The sequence below is a fragment of the Kitasatospora sp. NPDC058218 genome (assembly GCF_042882445.1).
Lineage (GTDB): Bacteria > Actinomycetota > Actinomycetes > Streptomycetales > Streptomycetaceae > Kitasatospora.
This window is the reverse complement of record NZ_JBHVWC010000020.1, coordinates 45766-62084: the sequence shown is the minus strand read 5'-3', so window position 1 is coordinate 62084 and position 16319 is coordinate 45766. Positions and strand designations below refer to the sequence as shown.

Here is a 16319-nt window from a genome sequence, read left to right as displayed (position 1 = left end):
ACGGGGGCGGGTGGACCGGACTACAGTCCGGTTCCTCCCGCCTCCCTTCCTTGTCCGAAAGTATGGAGGTCTGATGGGCCGCTATGTCATCCGCCGACTGATACAGGCGATCCCTGTCCTGCTCGGTGCGACGCTGCTGATCTACGGGCTGGTTCACTACCTGCCCGGTGACCCGGTGCAGGCACTGGCCGGCGAAAAGCGAGCCGACCCGATCGTGGCGGACATGATCCGCCAGAAGTACCACCTGAACGACCCCTTCCTGCTCCAGTACTGGAACTACATCTCGGGGGTCTTCCAGGGGAACCTCGGTGAAAGCCTGACCGGTCGCTCCGTGACCGAAATGATCAGTGAGGCGTTCCCGTACACCCTGAACCTCGCCCTGGTCGCCTTCATCATCGAAGCGGTCATGGGTGTGCTGGCGGGTGTCCTGGCGGCCCTTCGCAAGGGCAAGTTCATCGACCAGCTCGTCCTCATCAGCACGCTGTTCGTGATCTCGATCCCGGTCTTCGTCACCGGCTTCGTGCTCCAGCTGGTGCTCGGTGTGAAGCTCAAGAACGACTACGGCTTCGACTTCTTCCCGGTCTCCTTCAACGAGGAGGACGGACTGCGGGCGTACCTGCTGCCGGCCTTCGTGCTGGCGTCCACCTCGCTCGCGTACGTCGCCCGACTGACCCGCACCAGCCTGATGGAGACCATGCGCGCGGACTACGTCCGCACCGCGGTCGCCAAGGGTCTGAAGCGCCGTCGGGTGATCGGCCGTCACGCCCTGCGCAACGCGCTGATCCCGATCGTCACCTTCCTCGGTGCCGACCTGGGCGGCCTGATGGGCGGCGCGGTCATCACCGAGAAGATCTTCAACATGCACGGCATCGGCGGCCTGCTCGCCCAGTCCGTGTACCAGAAGCAGGGCACGGTGATCGTCGGCATGGTCACCCTGCTGGTGATGATCTACCTCATCACCACCCTGCTCGTGGACCTGCTCTACGCCGTGCTCGACCCGAGGATCCGCTATGAGTGACACCATCACCGTGGGCAGCGAGGCCCCGTCCGAGGACAACAGCCCGAAGACCGCCCCGGAGAAGAAGCAGAAGCCGGAGCGGGTGGCCAGCCTCTGGACGGACGCGCTGCGCGACCTGCGCCGCAACCCGGTCTTCATCATCGGTGCCGCTCTGGTGCTGTTCCTGCTGGTCATCGCGGCCGTGCCGCAGCTGTTCACGGACGGCAGTCCGACCGCGAACGGCGCCTGCGACCTGGCCGACTCCCTGAAGCGCCCGAGCGCCGAGCACTGGTTCGGCTTCGACGTGCAGGGCTGCGACGTCTACACCCGTACGGTGTGGGGCGCCCGCAACTCGATCATCGTCGGTGTGCTGACCACGCTGATCGTCACCGTGGTCGGCTCGCTCCTCGGCCTGCTGGCCGGCTGGAAGGGCGGGATCACCGACTCGATCCTGTCGCGCTTCACCGAGATCTTCTTCTCGATCCCGCTGCTGCTCGGCGGCATGCTGATCATGTCGATGCTCGGCAAGGGCAACGCCTACACCGTCTCGCTGGTCATGGCGGTCCTCGGCTGGCCGCAGATCTTCCGCATCATGCGCGCGTCGGTGATCTCCAACAAGCACAACGACTACGTGATGGCGGCCAAGGCGCTCGGCGCCGGCAGCTTCCGGATCACCTTCCGCCACATCCTGCCGAACGCCATCGCACCGGTGATCGTGATCTCCGCGATCAGCCTGGGCGTGTACATCGGCGCCGAGGCGGCCCTGTCCTACCTGGGCATCGGTGTCCAGTCCCCGGAGATCTCCTGGGGCCTGATGATCAGCGACGCCCAGCCCCGCTTCCTGAACGCCCCGCACGTGCTGCTCTTCCCGTCCGCGGTGCTGAGCGTCACGGTGCTCGCGTTCATCATGCTCGGCGACGCGGTGCGCGACGCCCTCGACCCGAAGCTCCGCTGAGAGAAGAGGTGACGACCCGATGACCACCGTGATCGAGAAGAACAGCAAGAGCGGCCGCCTTGAGGTTGGCACCCCGCTGCTGGAGGTCCGCGACCTCCACGTGGAGTTCCACACCCGGGACGGCGTGGCCAAGGCCGTGAACGGCGTCAACTACTCCGTCGCCGCCGGTGAGACCCTGGCGGTGCTCGGCGAGTCCGGCTCCGGCAAGTCGGTGACCGCCCAGACCATCATGGGCATCCTGGACATGCCGCCCGGCAAGATCAGCCAGGGGCAGATCCTCTTCCGCGGCGAGGACATGCTCGCCATGAAGGAGGAGCAGCGCCGGCTGATCCGCGGCCAGAAGATCGCGATGATCTTCCAGGACGCGCTCTCCTCGCTGAACCCGGTGATGACCGTCGGTGCCCAGCTCGGCGAGATGTTCCGGGTGCACCGGGGCCTGTCCAAGAAGGACGCCCGGGCCAAGGCCATCGAGCTGATGGACCGCGTGCGCATCCCCGCCGCCAAGCAGCGCGTGGGCGACTACCCGCACCAGTTCTCCGGCGGCATGCGCCAGCGCATCATGATCGCCATGGCGCTCTCCATGGAGCCCGACCTGATCATCGCCGACGAGCCCACCACCGCCCTGGACGTCACCGTCCAGGCCCAGGTGATGGACCTGCTGGCGGAGCTGCAGGCCGAGTACAACATGGGCCTGATCCTGATCACCCACGACCTCGGCGTGGTCGCCGACGTCGCGGACAAGATCGCCGTGATGTACGCGGGCCGGATCGTCGAGACCGCCCCGGTGCACGACCTGTACGCCAACCCCGCGCACCCGTACACCAAGGGCCTGCTCCGCTCCATCCCGCGCCTGGACCAGAAGGGCCAGGAGCTGTACGCGATCAAGGGCCTGCCCCCGAACCTGCTGAAGGTCCCGGCCGGCTGCGCGTTCAACCCCCGCTGTGACGTCGCCACCGACCTGTGCCGCTCGGAGACCCCGAAGCTGCACCAGGTGACCGACAAGGACGGCACGGAGCTCACCGGCCGCCGCAGCGCGTGCCACCTCTGGAAGGAGACCCTCCATGGCTGAGCCCATCCTGGAGGTCAAGGACCTGGTCAAGCACTACCCGCTGACCCAGGGCATCCTCTTCAAGAAGCAGGTCGGCGCGGTCAAGGCGGTCGACGGCATCTCCTTCGACCTGATGAAGGGCGAGACGCTCGGCATCGTCGGCGAGTCCGGCTGTGGCAAGTCCACGCTGGCCAAGGTGCTGATGAACCTGGAGCGGGCCACCTCCGGCCAGGTGCTGTTCAAGGGCGAGGACATCTCCAAGCTGTCCGGCGCCGCCCTCAAGGCGGTCCGCCGCAACATCCAGATGGTGTTCCAGGACCCGTACACCTCGCTCAACCCGCGCATGACGGTCGGCGACATCATCGGCGAGCCCTTCGAGATCCACCCCGAGGTGGCTCCCAAGGGCGACCGCCGCAAGGCCGTCCAGGACCTCCTGGACGTCGTCGGCCTGAACCCGGAGTACATCAACCGGTACCCGCACCAGTTCTCCGGCGGCCAGCGCCAGCGCATCGGCATCGCCCGCGGCCTCGCGCTCAAGCCCGAGATCATCATCTGCGACGAGCCGGTCTCGGCCCTGGACGTCTCCGTCCAGGCGCAGGTGATCAACCTGCTGGAGCAGCTGCAGAGCGACTTCGAGCTGTCGTACATGTTCATCGCGCACGACCTCTCGATCGTCCGGCACATCTCCGACCGCGTCGGCGTGATGTACCTGGGCAAGATGGTCGAGATCGGCTCGGACGAGTCGATCTACGAGAACGCCACGCACCCGTACACCCAGGCGCTGCTCTCCGCGGTGCCGGTGCCGGACCCGACCGCGCGCGAGTCCCGCGACCGGATCATCCTGACCGGCGACATCCCCTCGCCGGCCAACCCGCCGTCCGGCTGCCGGTTCCGCACCCGCTGCTGGAAGGCGGAGGAGCGCTGCTCCACCGAGGTCCCGCTGCTGGCGGTGCCCACCACGCTGAGCGGCGCGGCCGCCCACGAGTCGGCCTGCCACTTCGCCGAGGTCCGGGAGACGGCCGCCGCCGTCTGATCCCGAGGCGTTTCCCGGAAGGGCCCGCGGCTCGAAGCCGCGGGCCCTTCCGGCGTTCCGTCAACTTCCGTCGGGGCCCGCTGCACCCATCCGGGGGTACCCGACTCGCGCCGCCGAGCGGTCGCGCTTCTCATGGGGTGTGATGCGACACACACCTTGAGGAGGGACCTCCATGCCCGCAGCCGCCCGTGCTCGATGGGTCCTCGCCGCTGCGACATCTGTGGCCCTGGTGGCCAGCGGGTGCAGCAGTAGCGGCGGAGGCAGCAGTTCGTCGGACAGCAGCAAGACCTTCAGCTACCAGAGCAGTGAGCCGCAGAACCCGCTCCAACCGGCGAACGCGAACGAGACCGGTGGCGGTCGCATCCTGCAGAACCTCTTCAAGGGGCTGGTCGACTACGACCCCAGCAACGCCAAGATCCGGATGCAGGTCGCGGACTCGATCGACACCAGCGACTCGCAGACCTTCAACGTCACCCTGAAGAGCGGCTGGACGTTCCACGACGGCACCCCGGTCACCTCGCAGAACTTCGTCGACGCCTGGAACTGGGGCGCGACCACCAGCAACAACCAGATCAACAGCTCCTGGTTCTCCGACATCGAGGGCTACCAGGACGTCCACCCGGTCAGCGGCCAGCCGACCACGACCAAGATGTCCGGCCTGACCGTCACGGACGACACGCACTTCACCATCAAGCTGCGGAACAAGGTCTCGTACTTCGAGTACAAGCTGGGCTACATCGCCTTCTCCCCGCTGCCCACCGCCTTCTTCAACGACCCGGCCGGGTACGGGCAGAAGCCGGTCGGCAACGGCGCCTACCAGTTCGTCAGCTGGGACCACAACCAGCAGGTGGTGACCAAGGCCTACCCGAACTACCAGGGCGTGGACAAGCCGAAGAACGGCGGCATCGTCTTCAAGATGTACAACACGGCCGAGGCCGCCTACGCGGACCTGCAGTCCAACAACCTCGACGTGATGGACCAGGTGCCGCCGTCCGCGCTGGCCACGTACAAGGCCGACCTCGGGGACCGGGCGATCGACTCGCCGCAGGGCGCGATCCAGAACATCGGCTTCACGCTCTACCAACCGGAGTGGGCCGGCCCGGAGAAGGCCAAGGTCCGGCAGGGCCTGTCGATGGCGATCGACCGCCCGACCATCACCAAGACGGTCCTCCAGGGCTCGCGCGCGCCCGCCTCCGCCTGGGTCGCCGACGGCGTCGAGGGCTACAAGGCCGGCCAGTGCGGGGACTTCTGCAACTTCAACCCGACCCAGGCCAAGCAGCTGATCACCGAGGGCGGCGGCGTCCCCGGCAACAAGCTGACGATCACCTACAACGCGGACGGCGGCCACAAGGAGTGGGTCGACGCGGTCTGCAACTCGATCCGGCAGAGCACCGGCGTGGACTGCGTGGGTGACCCGAAGCCCGACTTCAAGACCGCCCGCGCGGCGATCACCGGGCACCAGATCAACGGCGCCTTCCGGACCGGCTGGGTGCAGGACTACCCGCTGAACGCCAACTTCATGGCCGACGTCTACCGCACCGGGGCGGCGTCCAACGACTTCGGCTACAGCAGCCCGCAGTTCGACCAGCTGGCCGACCAGGCCGACCGGGCCGCCAGCGTGAGCGACACGGTGACCGGCTACCAGCAGGCGGAGACGGTGCTGGCGACCGACATGCCGGCCATCCCGCTCTGGTACTACCGCACCAACTCGGGCTACTCCAGCAACGTCCAGAACGTCGCGTTCGACTCCTTCGGCAACCCGGCCTGGACCCAGGTCGAGGTCAAGGGCTGAGCCGGCCCCTCGCGCCGGCCCCGCCCTCCCCGCACGGAGGGCGGGGCCCGGGCACTCGCCCCCAACCGGCCCTCCGCACCCCGGTCACGGGCCGACCAGTCACCTAGGAAGGAGGCTCGGATGGGAAGTTATGTGCTGCGGCGGGTGCTGCAGATGATCCCGGTGTTCTTCGGCTCCACATTCCTGATCTTCCTGATGGTCTACACGCTGCCGGGCGACCCGGTCGCGGCGCTGTTCGGGGACAAGGCCGCCGACCCGGCGGTGGTGGCCAACCTGAAGCACAAGTACTACCTCGACCAGCCGCTCTGGAAGCAGTACCTGCACTACATGGGGAACCTCTTCCAGGGTGACTTCGGGACGAGTTTCACCGGCCGCTCGGTCACCGACATCATGGCGGACGCCTTCCCGGTCACCATCCGGCTGGCGCTGATGGCCTTCGCCTTCGAGCTGGTCGTCGGGCTGACGCTCGGTCTGGTCTCCGGCCTCAAGCGCGGCAGCGTCCAGGACACGCTCGTGCTGGTCCTGACCCTGGTGGTGATCTCGATCCCGGTGTTCGTGCTCGCGTACATCGCCCAGACGATCTTCGCGACCAACCTGGGCTGGGTCACCCCGACCGTGCAGGACTCCACGGACCTCTCCCAGCTGATCCTGCCCGCGATCGTGCTGGGTTCACTCTCCCTCGCGTACGTCGCCCGGCTCACCCGGACGTCGATCGGGGAGAACCTGCGGGCGGACTACATGCGCACCGCGGTCGCCAAGGGCCTGCCCCGGCGGACCGTCATCACCCGTCACCTGCTGCGCAATTCGCTGATCCCGGTGGTCACCTTCCTCGGGACCGACCTCGGCGCGCTGATGGGCGGTGCGATCGTCACCGAGGGCATCTTCAACGTCCAGGGCATCGGCAACGTGCTGTACCGGGCGATCAACCAGAAGGAGGGCCCCACCGTGGTCGGCATCGTGACCGTCCTGGTGATCGTCTACCTGGTCGCCTCCCTGATCGTCGACCTGCTCTACGCGGTCCTGGACCCGAGGATCCGCTATGCCTGACCTGCATGACGAGGGCGAGTTCAAGCCGCATCCGGCACCGGGTGTCGACCACCTCGACTACGCCGGCGAGCAGGGCATGGCGGTCGAGCAGGAGACCCTGGTCGAGGGCGACCCGGCCAAGCGGGAAGAGGCCCGCAGCCTCTGGGGCGACGCCTGGCGGGACCTCCGGCGCCGGCCGATCTTCCTGATCTCGGCGCTGCTGATCGTGCTGCTGATCGTGATGGCGATCTTCCCCTGGGCGTTCACCGACGCCAATCCGCGCAAGGCCGACCTGGTCAACGACTTCCTCAAGCGCCCGGACTGGACGGACTTCTTCGGCGCCGGCTGGTTCGGCTACGACGGCCAGGGCCGGTCCATCTACGCCCGGGTGATCTACGGGGCGCGGGCGTCGATCACCGTCGGCATCTTCGTGACCCTGGGGGTCACCCTGCTCGGCGGGCTGACCGGCATGGTCGCCGGGTACTTCGGCGGCGCGGTGGACGCCGTGATCTCCCGCGTCGTCGACATCTTCTTCGGCATCCCGCTGCTGCTCGGCGCACTGGTCCTGCTGGGCGCCTTCTCCGCCCGCACGGTGTGGAGCGTGGTGATCGCCCTCGCGGTGCTCGGCTGGACGCAGATCGCGCGCGTCATGCGCGGCGCCGTGCTGACCGTCAAGCAGTCCGACTACGTGGTGGCCGGTCGCGCGCTCGGCGCGGGCACCGGGCGGTTGATGTTCCGGCACATCCTGCCGAACGCGCTCGCCCCGGTGATCGTCGTCGCCACCATCGCGCTGGGCGGCTACATCGCGACCGAGGCCACCCTGAGCTTCCTCGGCATCGGCCTGCAGGATCCGACCATCTCCTGGGGCATCGACATCGCCTCCGCCCAGAAGGTCATCCGGACGGCCCCGTACGTGCTGTTCTTCCCGGCCGCGGCACTCTCGATCACCGTGCTGGCCTTCATCATGCTGGGTGACGCGGTGCGCGACGCCCTCGACCCGAAGCTTCGCTGAGCGAGGGGACTCATCGTGACCACAGCTGTCGACACCGGCAAGCCGGAGCGGGAGGCGCCCTACGAGGGGCCGCTGCTGGACGTCCGGGACCTGCACGTGGAGTTCGTCACCCGGGACGGCGTGGCGAGGGCGGTCAACGGGGTCAACTACAGCGTCCGCGCCGGGGAGACCCTGGCGGTGCTGGGGGAGTCCGGTTCGGGCAAGTCGGTGACCGCGCAGGCGATCATGGGCATCCTGGACATGCCGCCGGCCCGCATCCCCCAGGGGGAGATCCGCTTCCGGGGCCAGGACATGCTGAAGATGGGCAAGGAGGAGCGGCGCAGGATCCGGGGCCAGAAGATCGCGATGATCTTCCAGGACGCGCTCTCCTCGCTCAACCCGGTGCTGAGCGTGGGGTTCCAGCTCGGCGAGATGTTCCGGGCCCACCACGGGACGTCGCGCAAGGAGGCCAAGGCCAAGGCCGTCGAGCTGATGGACCGGGTGCGCATCCCGGCGGCGAAGGACCGGGTCAACGACTATCCGCACCAGTTCTCCGGCGGCATGCGCCAGCGCATCATGATCGCCATGGCGCTGGCGCTGGAGCCGGACCTGATCATCGCGGACGAGCCGACCACCGCGCTGGACGTGACCGTCCAGGCCCAGGTGATGGACCTGCTGGCGGAGCTGCAGGCCGAGTTCCACATGGGCCTGATCCTGATCACCCACGACCTCGGCGTGGTCGCCGACGTGGCCGACAAGATCGCGGTGATGTACGCGGGCCGGATCGTCGAGACCGCCCCGGTGCACGAGCTGTACGCGCGGCCGGCCCACCCCTACACCCGGGGCCTCCTGGACTCGATCCCGCGGCTGGACCAGAAGGGCCAGGAGCTCTACGCGATCAAGGGGCTGCCGCCCAACCTGCTGCGGATCCCGCCGGGTTGCGCGTTCAACCCGCGCTGCCCGCGGGCCCAGGACATCTGCCGGGCCGAGGTGCCGAAGCTGTTCCAGGTCACCGCGGACGACGGCGCCGAGCTGGCCGGGCGGGGCAGCGCCTGCTTCTTCTGGAAGGAGACCCTCCATGGCTGACGGGGCCAGCCCGCTCGGGCCGCCGGTGCCGGAGGAGGTGACGTTCGCGCAGGAGGTGCCGCGCGGCGAGCCGATCCTCGAAGTCCGGGATCTGATCAAGCACTTCCCACTGACGAGGGGCGTCGTCTTCAAGAAGCAGGTCGGCGCCGTGAAGGCGGTCGACGGGGTCAGCTTCGACCTGATGCAGGGCGAGACGCTCGGCATCGTGGGGGAGTCCGGCTGCGGCAAGTCCACGCTGGCCAAGGTGCTGATGAACCTGGAGCCGGCCACCGGCGGGTCGGTGCGCTACAAGGGGGAGGAGATCTCCCGGCTCTCCGGCGCGGGGTTGAAGGCGGTGCGCCGCAACATCCAGATGGTGTTCCAGGACCCGTACACCTCGCTGAACCCGCGGATGACGGTCGGCGACATCATCGGCGAGCCGTACGAGATCCACTCCGAGGTGGCGCCGAAGGGGGACCGGCGCAGGGCCGTCCAGGACCTGCTGGACGTGGTCGGGCTGAACCCGGAGTACATCAACCGGTACCCGCACCAGTTCTCCGGCGGCCAGCGCCAGCGCATCGGCATCGCCCGCGGCCTCGCGCTCAAGCCCGAGATCATCATCTGCGACGAGCCGGTCTCCGCCCTGGACGTCTCCGTCCAGGCGCAGGTGATCAACCTGCTGGAGCAGCTGCAGGGCGAGTTCAACCTCTCGTACATGTTCATCGCGCACGACCTCTCGATCGTGCGGCACATCTCCGACCGGGTCGGCGTGATGTACCTCGGCAGGATGGTCGAGATCGGCTCCGACCTGGAGATCTACGACCACGCGACGCACCCGTACACCCAGGCGCTGCTCTCCGCGGTGCCGGTGCCGGACCCGACGGCGCGCGAGTCGCGGGACCGGATCGTGCTCACCGGGGACGTGCCCTCGCCGGCGAATCCGCCGTCCGGCTGCCGGTTCCGCACCCGCTGCTGGAAGGCTCAGGAGCGGTGCGCGGTGGAGGTGCCGCTGCTGGCCGCTCCCGCCTGGCTGGACGGGCTCGCCCGGCACGACTCGGCCTGCCACTTCGCGGCGGAGCGCGGGGGCCCGGGAGACGGAGCGGCCGGCCAGGACGTCCCGGCGCCGGCACCGGAATCCAGTTGACACAGTAGTCCCGACCCCGCACCGAGGGCGCGTCCTCCATCCGGAGGGCGCGCCCTTGCGTTGTCCTGCGGAAACGCCGGAATTCCCGGCCCGAAAATGATCATTACGCTCCGTAAAGCATCGAATACCGGAGTTTATTGTTCGGTATTCGGAAACCGGAACACGGCATTCCAAGTGCGATATGCAGGAATTTGGCGAGCATTGTCACGACTTGGTCTGAGCATGTAATTGAAAAGAGATGTGACGCGGATTCCGCCGGAGGGGTCGGGTGATCGATAGTTGCTCTGCGCGTATCAGTGGTCACCTCGCCAACTGTGCGGATCGGCCCTGAGATGTCGACCCTCGCCATGCCCGGCACACCGACTGGCGGGGCGCCGTTCGTTCGTAAGCCCCTAAATCGAGGAGCAGTTGAATGAGGCTCACCAAGACGATGCGTTGGACCGCGCTGGCGGCCTGCACCGCGCTTGCGATCTCCGCGTGCAGCACCGGCAGTGACAAGAAGTCCTCGGACCAGGCGAGCGGCGGGTCCGGCAAGAAGGGCGGCTCGATCAGCATCGAGTCGGGTGAGCCGCAGCACGGCCTGGTGCCGCAGAACACGGCCGAGTCCGAGGGTGCCTCGGTCCTCTCGGCGCTCTTCGTCGGCCTGATCGACTACGACAACAAGGACAACTCGCCCAAGCTCCGGGCCGCGGAGTCGATCGAGAGTCCCGACGCGACCACCTGGACGATCAAGCTCAAGGACGGCTACACCTTCCACAACGGCGAGAAGGTCGTCGCGCAGAACTTCGTCGACGCCTGGAACTTCGGGGCGAACCAGGACAACGCGAACGAGGGCCTGCCGTTCTTCGACAAGATCCTCGGCTCCGACGAGCTGGCCCCGGGCAAGGACAAGAAGCCCGCCACGGACAAGCTCAAGGGCCTCAAGGTCGTCGACGACAAGACCTTCACGGTGACGCTCAAGGCGCCGTTCTCCCAGTTCAAGACCATGCTCGGCTACACCGCGTTCTTCCCGCTGCCGAAGGCGTTCTTCGCCGACCCGAAGGCCTTCGAGGAAGCGCCGATCGGAAACGGCCCGTTCCAGATGGACGGGAAGTGGGAGCACAACAAGCAGATCAAGGTGAAGCGGTACGAGAACTTCCCGGCGGCCGACGGAAAGGCCAAGCTGGATTCCGTCACCTTCAAGATTTACGACAAGCTGGAGACCGCGTACAACGACCTGCGCGCGGGCAACATCCAGATCACCAACAAGCTCCCGGTCTCGGCGATGTCGAGCGTCGCCCAGGAGTTCGGTGACCGCTACATCTACAAGCCGGAATCCGGGGTCGGTTACCTCGGATTCCCGATCTCGACCAATCCGGCGTTCGCGAAGCCGGAGATCCGCAAGGCGATCTCGATGGCGATCGACCGGGAAACGATCACCAAGACCATCTTCTCGGGCACCCGCGTCCCGGCCGACGACTTCATCAGCCCGATCATTCCCGGGTACCGCAAGGGCGCCATGGGCGATGTCGCCAAGTACGACCCGAAGAAGGCCAAGGAGCTCTTCACCCAGGCCGGCGGCCTGCCCGGCAACACGCTGGAGATCGGCTACAACGCCGACGGCGGCCACAAGGAGTGGATCGAGGCCGTCGGCAACCAGCTGAAGAACAACCTCGGCGTCGAGGTCACCTTCAAGCCGTTCGAGAAGTTCGGCGCGATCCTCACCGCGCTGGGCGACCACAAGTACTCCGGCGCCTTCCGGATGGCCTGGCAGATGGACTACCCGTCGATCGAGAACTACCTGCGGCCGATCTTCTCCAAGATCGCGATCGACAACGGCTCCAACTACGGCGGCTACGTCAACGAGGACTTCGAGGCCCTGCTGGCCAAGGCCGACAGCGCGACGAGCGACACCGAGGGCATCAAGCTCTACCAGCAGGCCGACGACATCCTGATCAAGGAACTGCCGTACATCCCGGTCTACACGTACATGACCTCCGGTGCCTACACCAAGGCCGTGAAGAACGTCGTCATCGATGCCCAGAACCGCATCGACCTCGCCGACGTAGAGCTGGCCTGACCGCGTCCCAGCTGACCGGCACGAGCTGACGGGCGGTGCGGGAAACCCCCGTGCCGCCCGGCACAGGCGTGCCCCGAACCACGAGGAGGCCGCATGGGCCGCTATGTGGTCCGCCGGATCATCCAGGCCATACCTGTGATCCTCGGCGCGACGTTCCTGATCTACGCACTGGTCTTCCTGCTGCCTGGCGACCCCATCACGGCACTGGCCGGTGAGAAGCGGCAGGACCCCGCCGTCGTCGCGGTCCTGCGGGACCGCTACCACCTGGACGACCCGTTCTTCATCCAGTACTGGGACTACCTGGTCGGCCTGTTCAAGGGCGACTTCGGGGAGGACTACCGCGGCAACCAGGTCGTGGACGTCATGAAGACGGCGTTCCCGTACACCATCAACCTGGCGGTGACCGCGCTGGTCATCGAGATGGTGGTGGGTGTCACCGCAGGTGTGGTCGCCGCCCTGCGGCGCGGCAGGTTCATCGACAACGTGGTGCTGATCTCGACCCTGATGGTCATCTCGATCCCGGTCTTCGTGATCGGCTTCGTGCTGCAACTGCTCATCGGGGTGAAGCTCAACACCGACTACGGCATCGACTTCTTCCCGGTGTCGTTCAACGAGGACGCCGGCTTCCGGTCCTACCTGCTGCCGGCCTACGTCCTCGCCTCCACCTCGCTGGCGTACATCGCCCGGCTCACCCGGACCAGCCTGATCGAGGTGATGCGGGCGGACTACGTCCGGACGGCGGTCGCCAAGGGGCTGGGCCCGCTGCGGGTGGTCGTCCGGCACGGGCTGCGCAACGCGCTGATCCCGATCATCACCTTCCTGGGCATGGACCTCGGCGGGCTGATGGGCGGCGCGGTCATCACCGAGGGCATCTTCAACATCCCCGGGGTCGGACACCAGCTCTTCCAGTCCGTCTACCTGCGGGAACGCACCATCGTGGTGGGCATCGTGAGCGCCCTGGTGCTCGTCTACCTGTTCGCCAACCTGGTGGTCGACCTGCTGTACGCCGTCCTGGACCCGAGGATCCGCTATGAGTGAGCCGACGAAGAGCGAGAACGCGAAAGTGGCGATCCCCGGACAGCCCGGCTCGGGGTCGGCCGGGAGCGGGCCGGGCGCCGAGGCCGCGACGCCCACCAAGGGCGGCAAGGCCGGCGGCGAGCGGGTGGCCAGCCTCTGGACCGACGCCTGGTACGACCTGCGGCGCAACCCGCTGTTCCTGATCGGCGGGTTCCTGGCGCTGTTCATGGTGGCGCTCGCCGTCGCCCCGCACCTGTTCACCGAGGGGGACCCGACCTCGGCGGGCTTCTGCAACCTGTCCGACTCGCTGAAGCGGCCCAGCGCCGACCACTGGTTCGGCTTCGACGTCCAGGGCTGCGACATCTACACCCGCACCGTCTGGGGCGCCCGCAACTCGATCATCGTGGGCATCCTGACCACCTCGCTGGTGGTCGCCGTCGGCGGTGCGCTGGGCCTCTGGGCCGGCTGGACCGGCGGGCTCTGGGACAGCCTGCTCTCCCGGATGACCGAGATCTTCTTCGCCATCCCGCTGCTGCTCGGCGGCATGCTGATCATGTCCACCTGGGGCAAGGGCAACGCCTGGACGGTCTCCGCGGTGATGGCCGTCCTCGGCTGGCCGCAGATCTACCGGTTGATGCGTTCGGCGGTGCTCGCCAACAAGCACAACGACTACGTGGTCGCGGCCAAGGCGCTCGGCGCCGGCACCGGGCGGATCGTCTCCCGGCACATCCTGCCGAACGCGGTCGCCCCGGTGATCGTGGTCTCGACCATCAACCTGGGCGTCTACATCGGTGCCGAGGCCGCGCTCTCGTACCTCGGCATCGGCATCCAGTCCCCGGCGATCTCCTGGGGTCTGATGATCAGCGACGCGCAGTCCCGCTTCCTGACCGCGCCCCATGTGCTGCTCTTCCCGGCCGCCGTGCTGAGCATCACCGTGCTGGCGTTCATCATGCTCGGCGACGCGGTGCGCGACGCCCTCGACCCGAAGCTGCGCTGAGGAGGGCCGCGGACGATGAGTGACGCGACAAGGCTGTCGAAGCAGTCGAAGGACGGCGCCCCGCGCCGGGACACGGTCGAGTTGATCGGCGCCGGCCGGGAGAACCTGGTGCCCGGGACGCCGCTGCTGGAGGTCGACGACCTGCACATCGAGTTCCACACCCGGGACGGCGTGGCCAAGGCCGTCAACGGTGTGAGCTACTCGGTGTCGGCCGGGGAGACCCTGGCGGTGCTGGGGGAGTCCGGTTCGGGCAAGTCGGTGACCGCGCAGGCGATCATGGGCATCCTGGACATGCCGCCCGGCAAGATCACCGCCGGCTCGATCCGGTTCCGGGGCGAGGACCTGCTCACCATGAGCCCCAAGGCACGGCGGGCGGTGCGCGGCCGGAAGATCGCGATGATCTTCCAGGACGCGCTCTCCTCGCTGAACCCGGTGCTGAGCGTGGGCTACCAGCTCGGCGAGATGTTCCGGGTGCACCAGGGGGCGTCCCGCAAGGTGGCCAAGGAGAAGGCCATCGAGCTGATGGAGCGGGTGCGCATCCCCGCCGCCAGGCAGCGCGTGGGCGACTACCCGCACCAGTTCTCCGGCGGCATGCGCCAGCGCATCATGATCGCCATGGCGCTGGCGCTGGAGCCGGACCTGATCATCGCGGACGAGCCCACCACCGCGCTGGACGTGACCGTCCAGGCCCAGGTGATGGACCTGCTGGCGGAGTTGCAGGCCGAGTTCAACATGGGCCTGATCCTGATCACCCACGACCTCGGCGTGGTCGCCGACGTCGCGGACAAGATCGCCGTGATGTACGCGGGCCGGATCGTGGAGACCGCCCCCGTGCACGAGCTGTACGCGCGGCCGGCGCACCCGTACACCAAGGGCCTGCTCCGCTCCATCCCCCGGCTGGACCAGAAGGGCCAGAACCTCTACGCCATCCAGGGCCTGCCGCCGAGCCTGCTGCGGATCCCCGAGGGCTGCGCGTTCAACCCGCGCTGCGACCGGGCGGCGGACCGCTGCCGCAGCGAACCCCCGCAGCTGGTACCGGTGCTGGCCGCCGACGGGGCCGACCTGCCGGGCCGCCGCAGCGCCTGCCACTTCTGGAAGGAGACCCTCCATGGCTGAGCCCATCCTGGCGGTCAGGGACCTGGTCAAGTACTACCCGCTGACCCAGGGGATCGTCTTCAAGAAGCAGGTCGGCGCCGTGAAGGCGGTCGACGGCATCTCCTTCGACCTGCGCAGGGGGGAGACGCTGGGGATCGTCGGCGAGTCCGGCTGCGGCAAGTCCACGCTGGCCAAGGTGCTGATGAACCTGGAGCGGGCCACCTCCGGCCAGGTGCTGTTCAAGGGCGAGGACATCACCCGGCTCACCGGCGCGGGGTTGAAGGCGGTGCGCCGCAACATCCAGATGGTGTTCCAGGACCCGTACACCTCGCTCAACCCGCGCATGACGGTCGGCGACATCATCGGCGAGCCCTTCGAGATCCACCCCGAGGTGGCTCCCAAGGGCGACCGGCGCAAGGCCGTCCAGGACCTGCTGGACGTGGTCGGCCTGAACCCGGAGTACATCAACCGGTACCCGCACCAGTTCTCCGGCGGCCAGCGCCAGCGCATCGGCATCGCCCGGGGGCTGGCGCTCAAGCCGGAGCTGATCATCTGCGACGAGCCGGTCTCCGCCCTGGACGTCTCCGTCCAGGCGCAGGTGATCAACCTGTTGGAGCAGCTGCAGAGCGACTTCGAGCTGTCGTACATGTTCATCGCGCACGACCTCTCGATCGTCCGGCACATCTCCGACCGCGTCGGCGTGATGTACCTCGGCAAGATGGTCGAGATCGGGACGGAGGACGAGATCTACTCCCACCCGACCCACCCGTACACCCAGGCGCTGCTCTCCGCGGTGCCGGTGCCGGACCCGACCGGCCGGGAGCACCGCGAACGCATCCTGCTCAGCGGCGACCTGCCGTCGCCGGCGAATCCGCCGTCCGGCTGCCGGTTCCGCACCCGCTGCTGGAAGGCGCAGGAGCGCTGCTCCACCGAGGTCCCGCTGCTGGCGGTGCCCAGCACGCTGAGCGGTCCGGCCGCCCACGAGTCGGCCTGCCACTTCGCCGAGGTCCGGGACGTGATCGGCGCGGGCTGACCGCGCGGCGGGCCGGGCCCCGGGGCCGACGCGACCCCGGGGCCCGGCGCGTCACAACGGCCCTGCC

Annotated in this window: 14 protein-coding genes; all 14 read left to right on the top strand. The window is 67.9% G+C overall.

The features are described from left to right. Positions 1-73: 73 nt before the first annotated feature. The 14 genes from ACFVYI_RS15075 to ACFVYI_RS15010 all read left to right on the top strand — a co-directional run bounded on the left by ACFVYI_RS15075 (position 74) and on the right by ACFVYI_RS15010 (position 16252). On the top strand, positions 74-1018 hold the full coding sequence (locus ACFVYI_RS15075; protein ID WP_360633015.1) for an ABC transporter permease: 945 nt from the start codon (positions 74-76) through the stop codon (positions 1016-1018). Then, a complete protein-coding gene (locus tag ACFVYI_RS15070) occupies positions 1011-1952 on the top strand; it encodes an ABC transporter permease (protein WP_387885197.1) in 942 nt (313 codons plus the stop codon). The genes ACFVYI_RS15075 and ACFVYI_RS15070 overlap by 8 nt, the downstream gene beginning before the upstream one ends. A gap of 19 nt (positions 1953-1971) precedes the next feature. Further along, positions 1972-3021: an ABC transporter ATP-binding protein gene (locus ACFVYI_RS15065; protein ID WP_387885196.1), complete on the top strand. Its 1050-nt coding sequence runs from the start codon at positions 1972-1974 to the stop codon at positions 3019-3021. After that, positions 3014-4033 (top strand): dipeptide ABC transporter ATP-binding protein, encoded by a 1020-nt coding sequence (locus ACFVYI_RS15060; protein WP_360633006.1) that lies wholly within the window; start codon positions 3014-3016, stop codon positions 4031-4033. Before ACFVYI_RS15065 ends, ACFVYI_RS15060 begins: the two co-directional genes overlap by 8 nt. 172 nt (positions 4034-4205) lie before the next feature. Continuing rightward, positions 4206-5825 (top strand): ABC transporter substrate-binding protein, encoded by a 1620-nt coding sequence (locus tag ACFVYI_RS15055; RefSeq protein WP_387885193.1) that lies wholly within the window; start codon positions 4206-4208, stop codon positions 5823-5825. A gap of 120 nt (positions 5826-5945) precedes the next feature. Beyond that, positions 5946-6872 carry an ABC transporter permease gene (locus tag ACFVYI_RS15050; RefSeq protein ID WP_387885190.1) on the top strand — a complete coding sequence of 309 codons (927 nt, stop codon included), beginning with the start codon at positions 5946-5948 and terminating at the stop codon, positions 6870-6872. Between the two features lie 76 nt (positions 6873-6948). Beyond that, positions 6949-7863 carry an ABC transporter permease gene (locus ACFVYI_RS15045; RefSeq protein WP_360633059.1) on the top strand — a complete coding sequence of 305 codons (915 nt, stop codon included), beginning with the start codon at positions 6949-6951 and terminating at the stop codon, positions 7861-7863. A 15-nt stretch (positions 7864-7878) separates the two neighbouring features. Continuing rightward, entirely contained in the window at positions 7879-8928 is a 1050-nt protein-coding gene (locus ACFVYI_RS15040; RefSeq protein ID WP_387885187.1) for an ABC transporter ATP-binding protein, read from the top strand. After that, positions 8921-10051, top strand: coding sequence for an ABC transporter ATP-binding protein (locus ACFVYI_RS15035; RefSeq protein WP_387885184.1), 1131 nt, complete (start codon positions 8921-8923; stop codon positions 10049-10051). Before ACFVYI_RS15040 ends, ACFVYI_RS15035 begins: the two co-directional genes overlap by 8 nt. Positions 10052-10463: 412 nt before the next feature. Continuing rightward, entirely contained in the window at positions 10464-12110 is a 1647-nt protein-coding gene (locus ACFVYI_RS15030; protein WP_387885183.1) for an ABC transporter substrate-binding protein, read from the top strand. Between the two features lie 93 nt (positions 12111-12203). After that, on the top strand, positions 12204-13148 hold the full coding sequence (locus tag ACFVYI_RS15025) for an ABC transporter permease (protein ID WP_387885181.1): 945 nt from the start codon (positions 12204-12206) through the stop codon (positions 13146-13148). Beyond that, complete coding sequence (locus tag ACFVYI_RS15020; RefSeq protein WP_387885180.1) at positions 13141-14124, top strand: ABC transporter permease; 984 nt, start codon at positions 13141-13143, stop codon at positions 14122-14124. The genes ACFVYI_RS15025 and ACFVYI_RS15020 overlap by 8 nt, the downstream gene beginning before the upstream one ends. A 15-nt stretch (positions 14125-14139) precedes the next feature. After that, the gene (locus ACFVYI_RS15015; protein WP_387885179.1) at positions 14140-15240 is read left to right on the top strand and encodes an ABC transporter ATP-binding protein; all 1101 of its coding nucleotides are present in this window, start codon (positions 14140-14142) and stop codon (positions 15238-15240) included. Further along, positions 15233-16252: an ABC transporter ATP-binding protein gene (locus ACFVYI_RS15010; protein WP_387885176.1), complete on the top strand. Its 1020-nt coding sequence runs from the start codon at positions 15233-15235 to the stop codon at positions 16250-16252. The genes ACFVYI_RS15015 and ACFVYI_RS15010 overlap by 8 nt, the downstream gene beginning before the upstream one ends. Positions 16253-16319: the final 67 nt, after the last annotated feature.

What these genes read in the sequence shown, in the direction of transcription:
- ACFVYI_RS15075 (WP_360633015.1), top strand. Translation starts at nt 74, where the DNA reads ATGGGCCGCTATGTCATCCGCCGACTGATACAGGCGATCCCTGTCCTG.
- ACFVYI_RS15070 (WP_387885197.1), top strand. Translation starts at nt 1,011, where the DNA reads ATGAGTGACACCATCACCGTGGGCAGCGAGGCCCCGTCCGAGGACAAC.
- ACFVYI_RS15065 (WP_387885196.1), top strand. Translation starts at nt 1,972, where the DNA reads ATGACCACCGTGATCGAGAAGAACAGCAAGAGCGGCCGCCTTGAGGTT.
- ACFVYI_RS15060 (WP_360633006.1), top strand. Translation starts at nt 3,014, where the DNA reads ATGGCTGAGCCCATCCTGGAGGTCAAGGACCTGGTCAAGCACTACCCG.
- ACFVYI_RS15055 (WP_387885193.1), top strand. Translation starts at nt 4,206, where the DNA reads ATGCCCGCAGCCGCCCGTGCTCGATGGGTCCTCGCCGCTGCGACATCT.
- ACFVYI_RS15050 (WP_387885190.1), top strand. Translation starts at nt 5,946, where the DNA reads ATGGGAAGTTATGTGCTGCGGCGGGTGCTGCAGATGATCCCGGTGTTC.
- ACFVYI_RS15045 (WP_360633059.1), top strand. Translation starts at nt 6,949, where the DNA reads ATGGCGGTCGAGCAGGAGACCCTGGTCGAGGGCGACCCGGCCAAGCGG.
- ACFVYI_RS15035 (WP_387885184.1), top strand. Translation starts at nt 8,921, where the DNA reads ATGGCTGACGGGGCCAGCCCGCTCGGGCCGCCGGTGCCGGAGGAGGTG.
- ACFVYI_RS15030 (WP_387885183.1), top strand. Translation starts at nt 10,464, where the DNA reads ATGAGGCTCACCAAGACGATGCGTTGGACCGCGCTGGCGGCCTGCACC.
- ACFVYI_RS15025 (WP_387885181.1), top strand. Translation starts at nt 12,204, where the DNA reads ATGGGCCGCTATGTGGTCCGCCGGATCATCCAGGCCATACCTGTGATC.
- ACFVYI_RS15020 (WP_387885180.1), top strand. Translation starts at nt 13,141, where the DNA reads ATGAGTGAGCCGACGAAGAGCGAGAACGCGAAAGTGGCGATCCCCGGA.
- ACFVYI_RS15015 (WP_387885179.1), top strand. Translation starts at nt 14,140, where the DNA reads ATGAGTGACGCGACAAGGCTGTCGAAGCAGTCGAAGGACGGCGCCCCG.
- ACFVYI_RS15010 (WP_387885176.1), top strand. Translation starts at nt 15,233, where the DNA reads ATGGCTGAGCCCATCCTGGCGGTCAGGGACCTGGTCAAGTACTACCCG.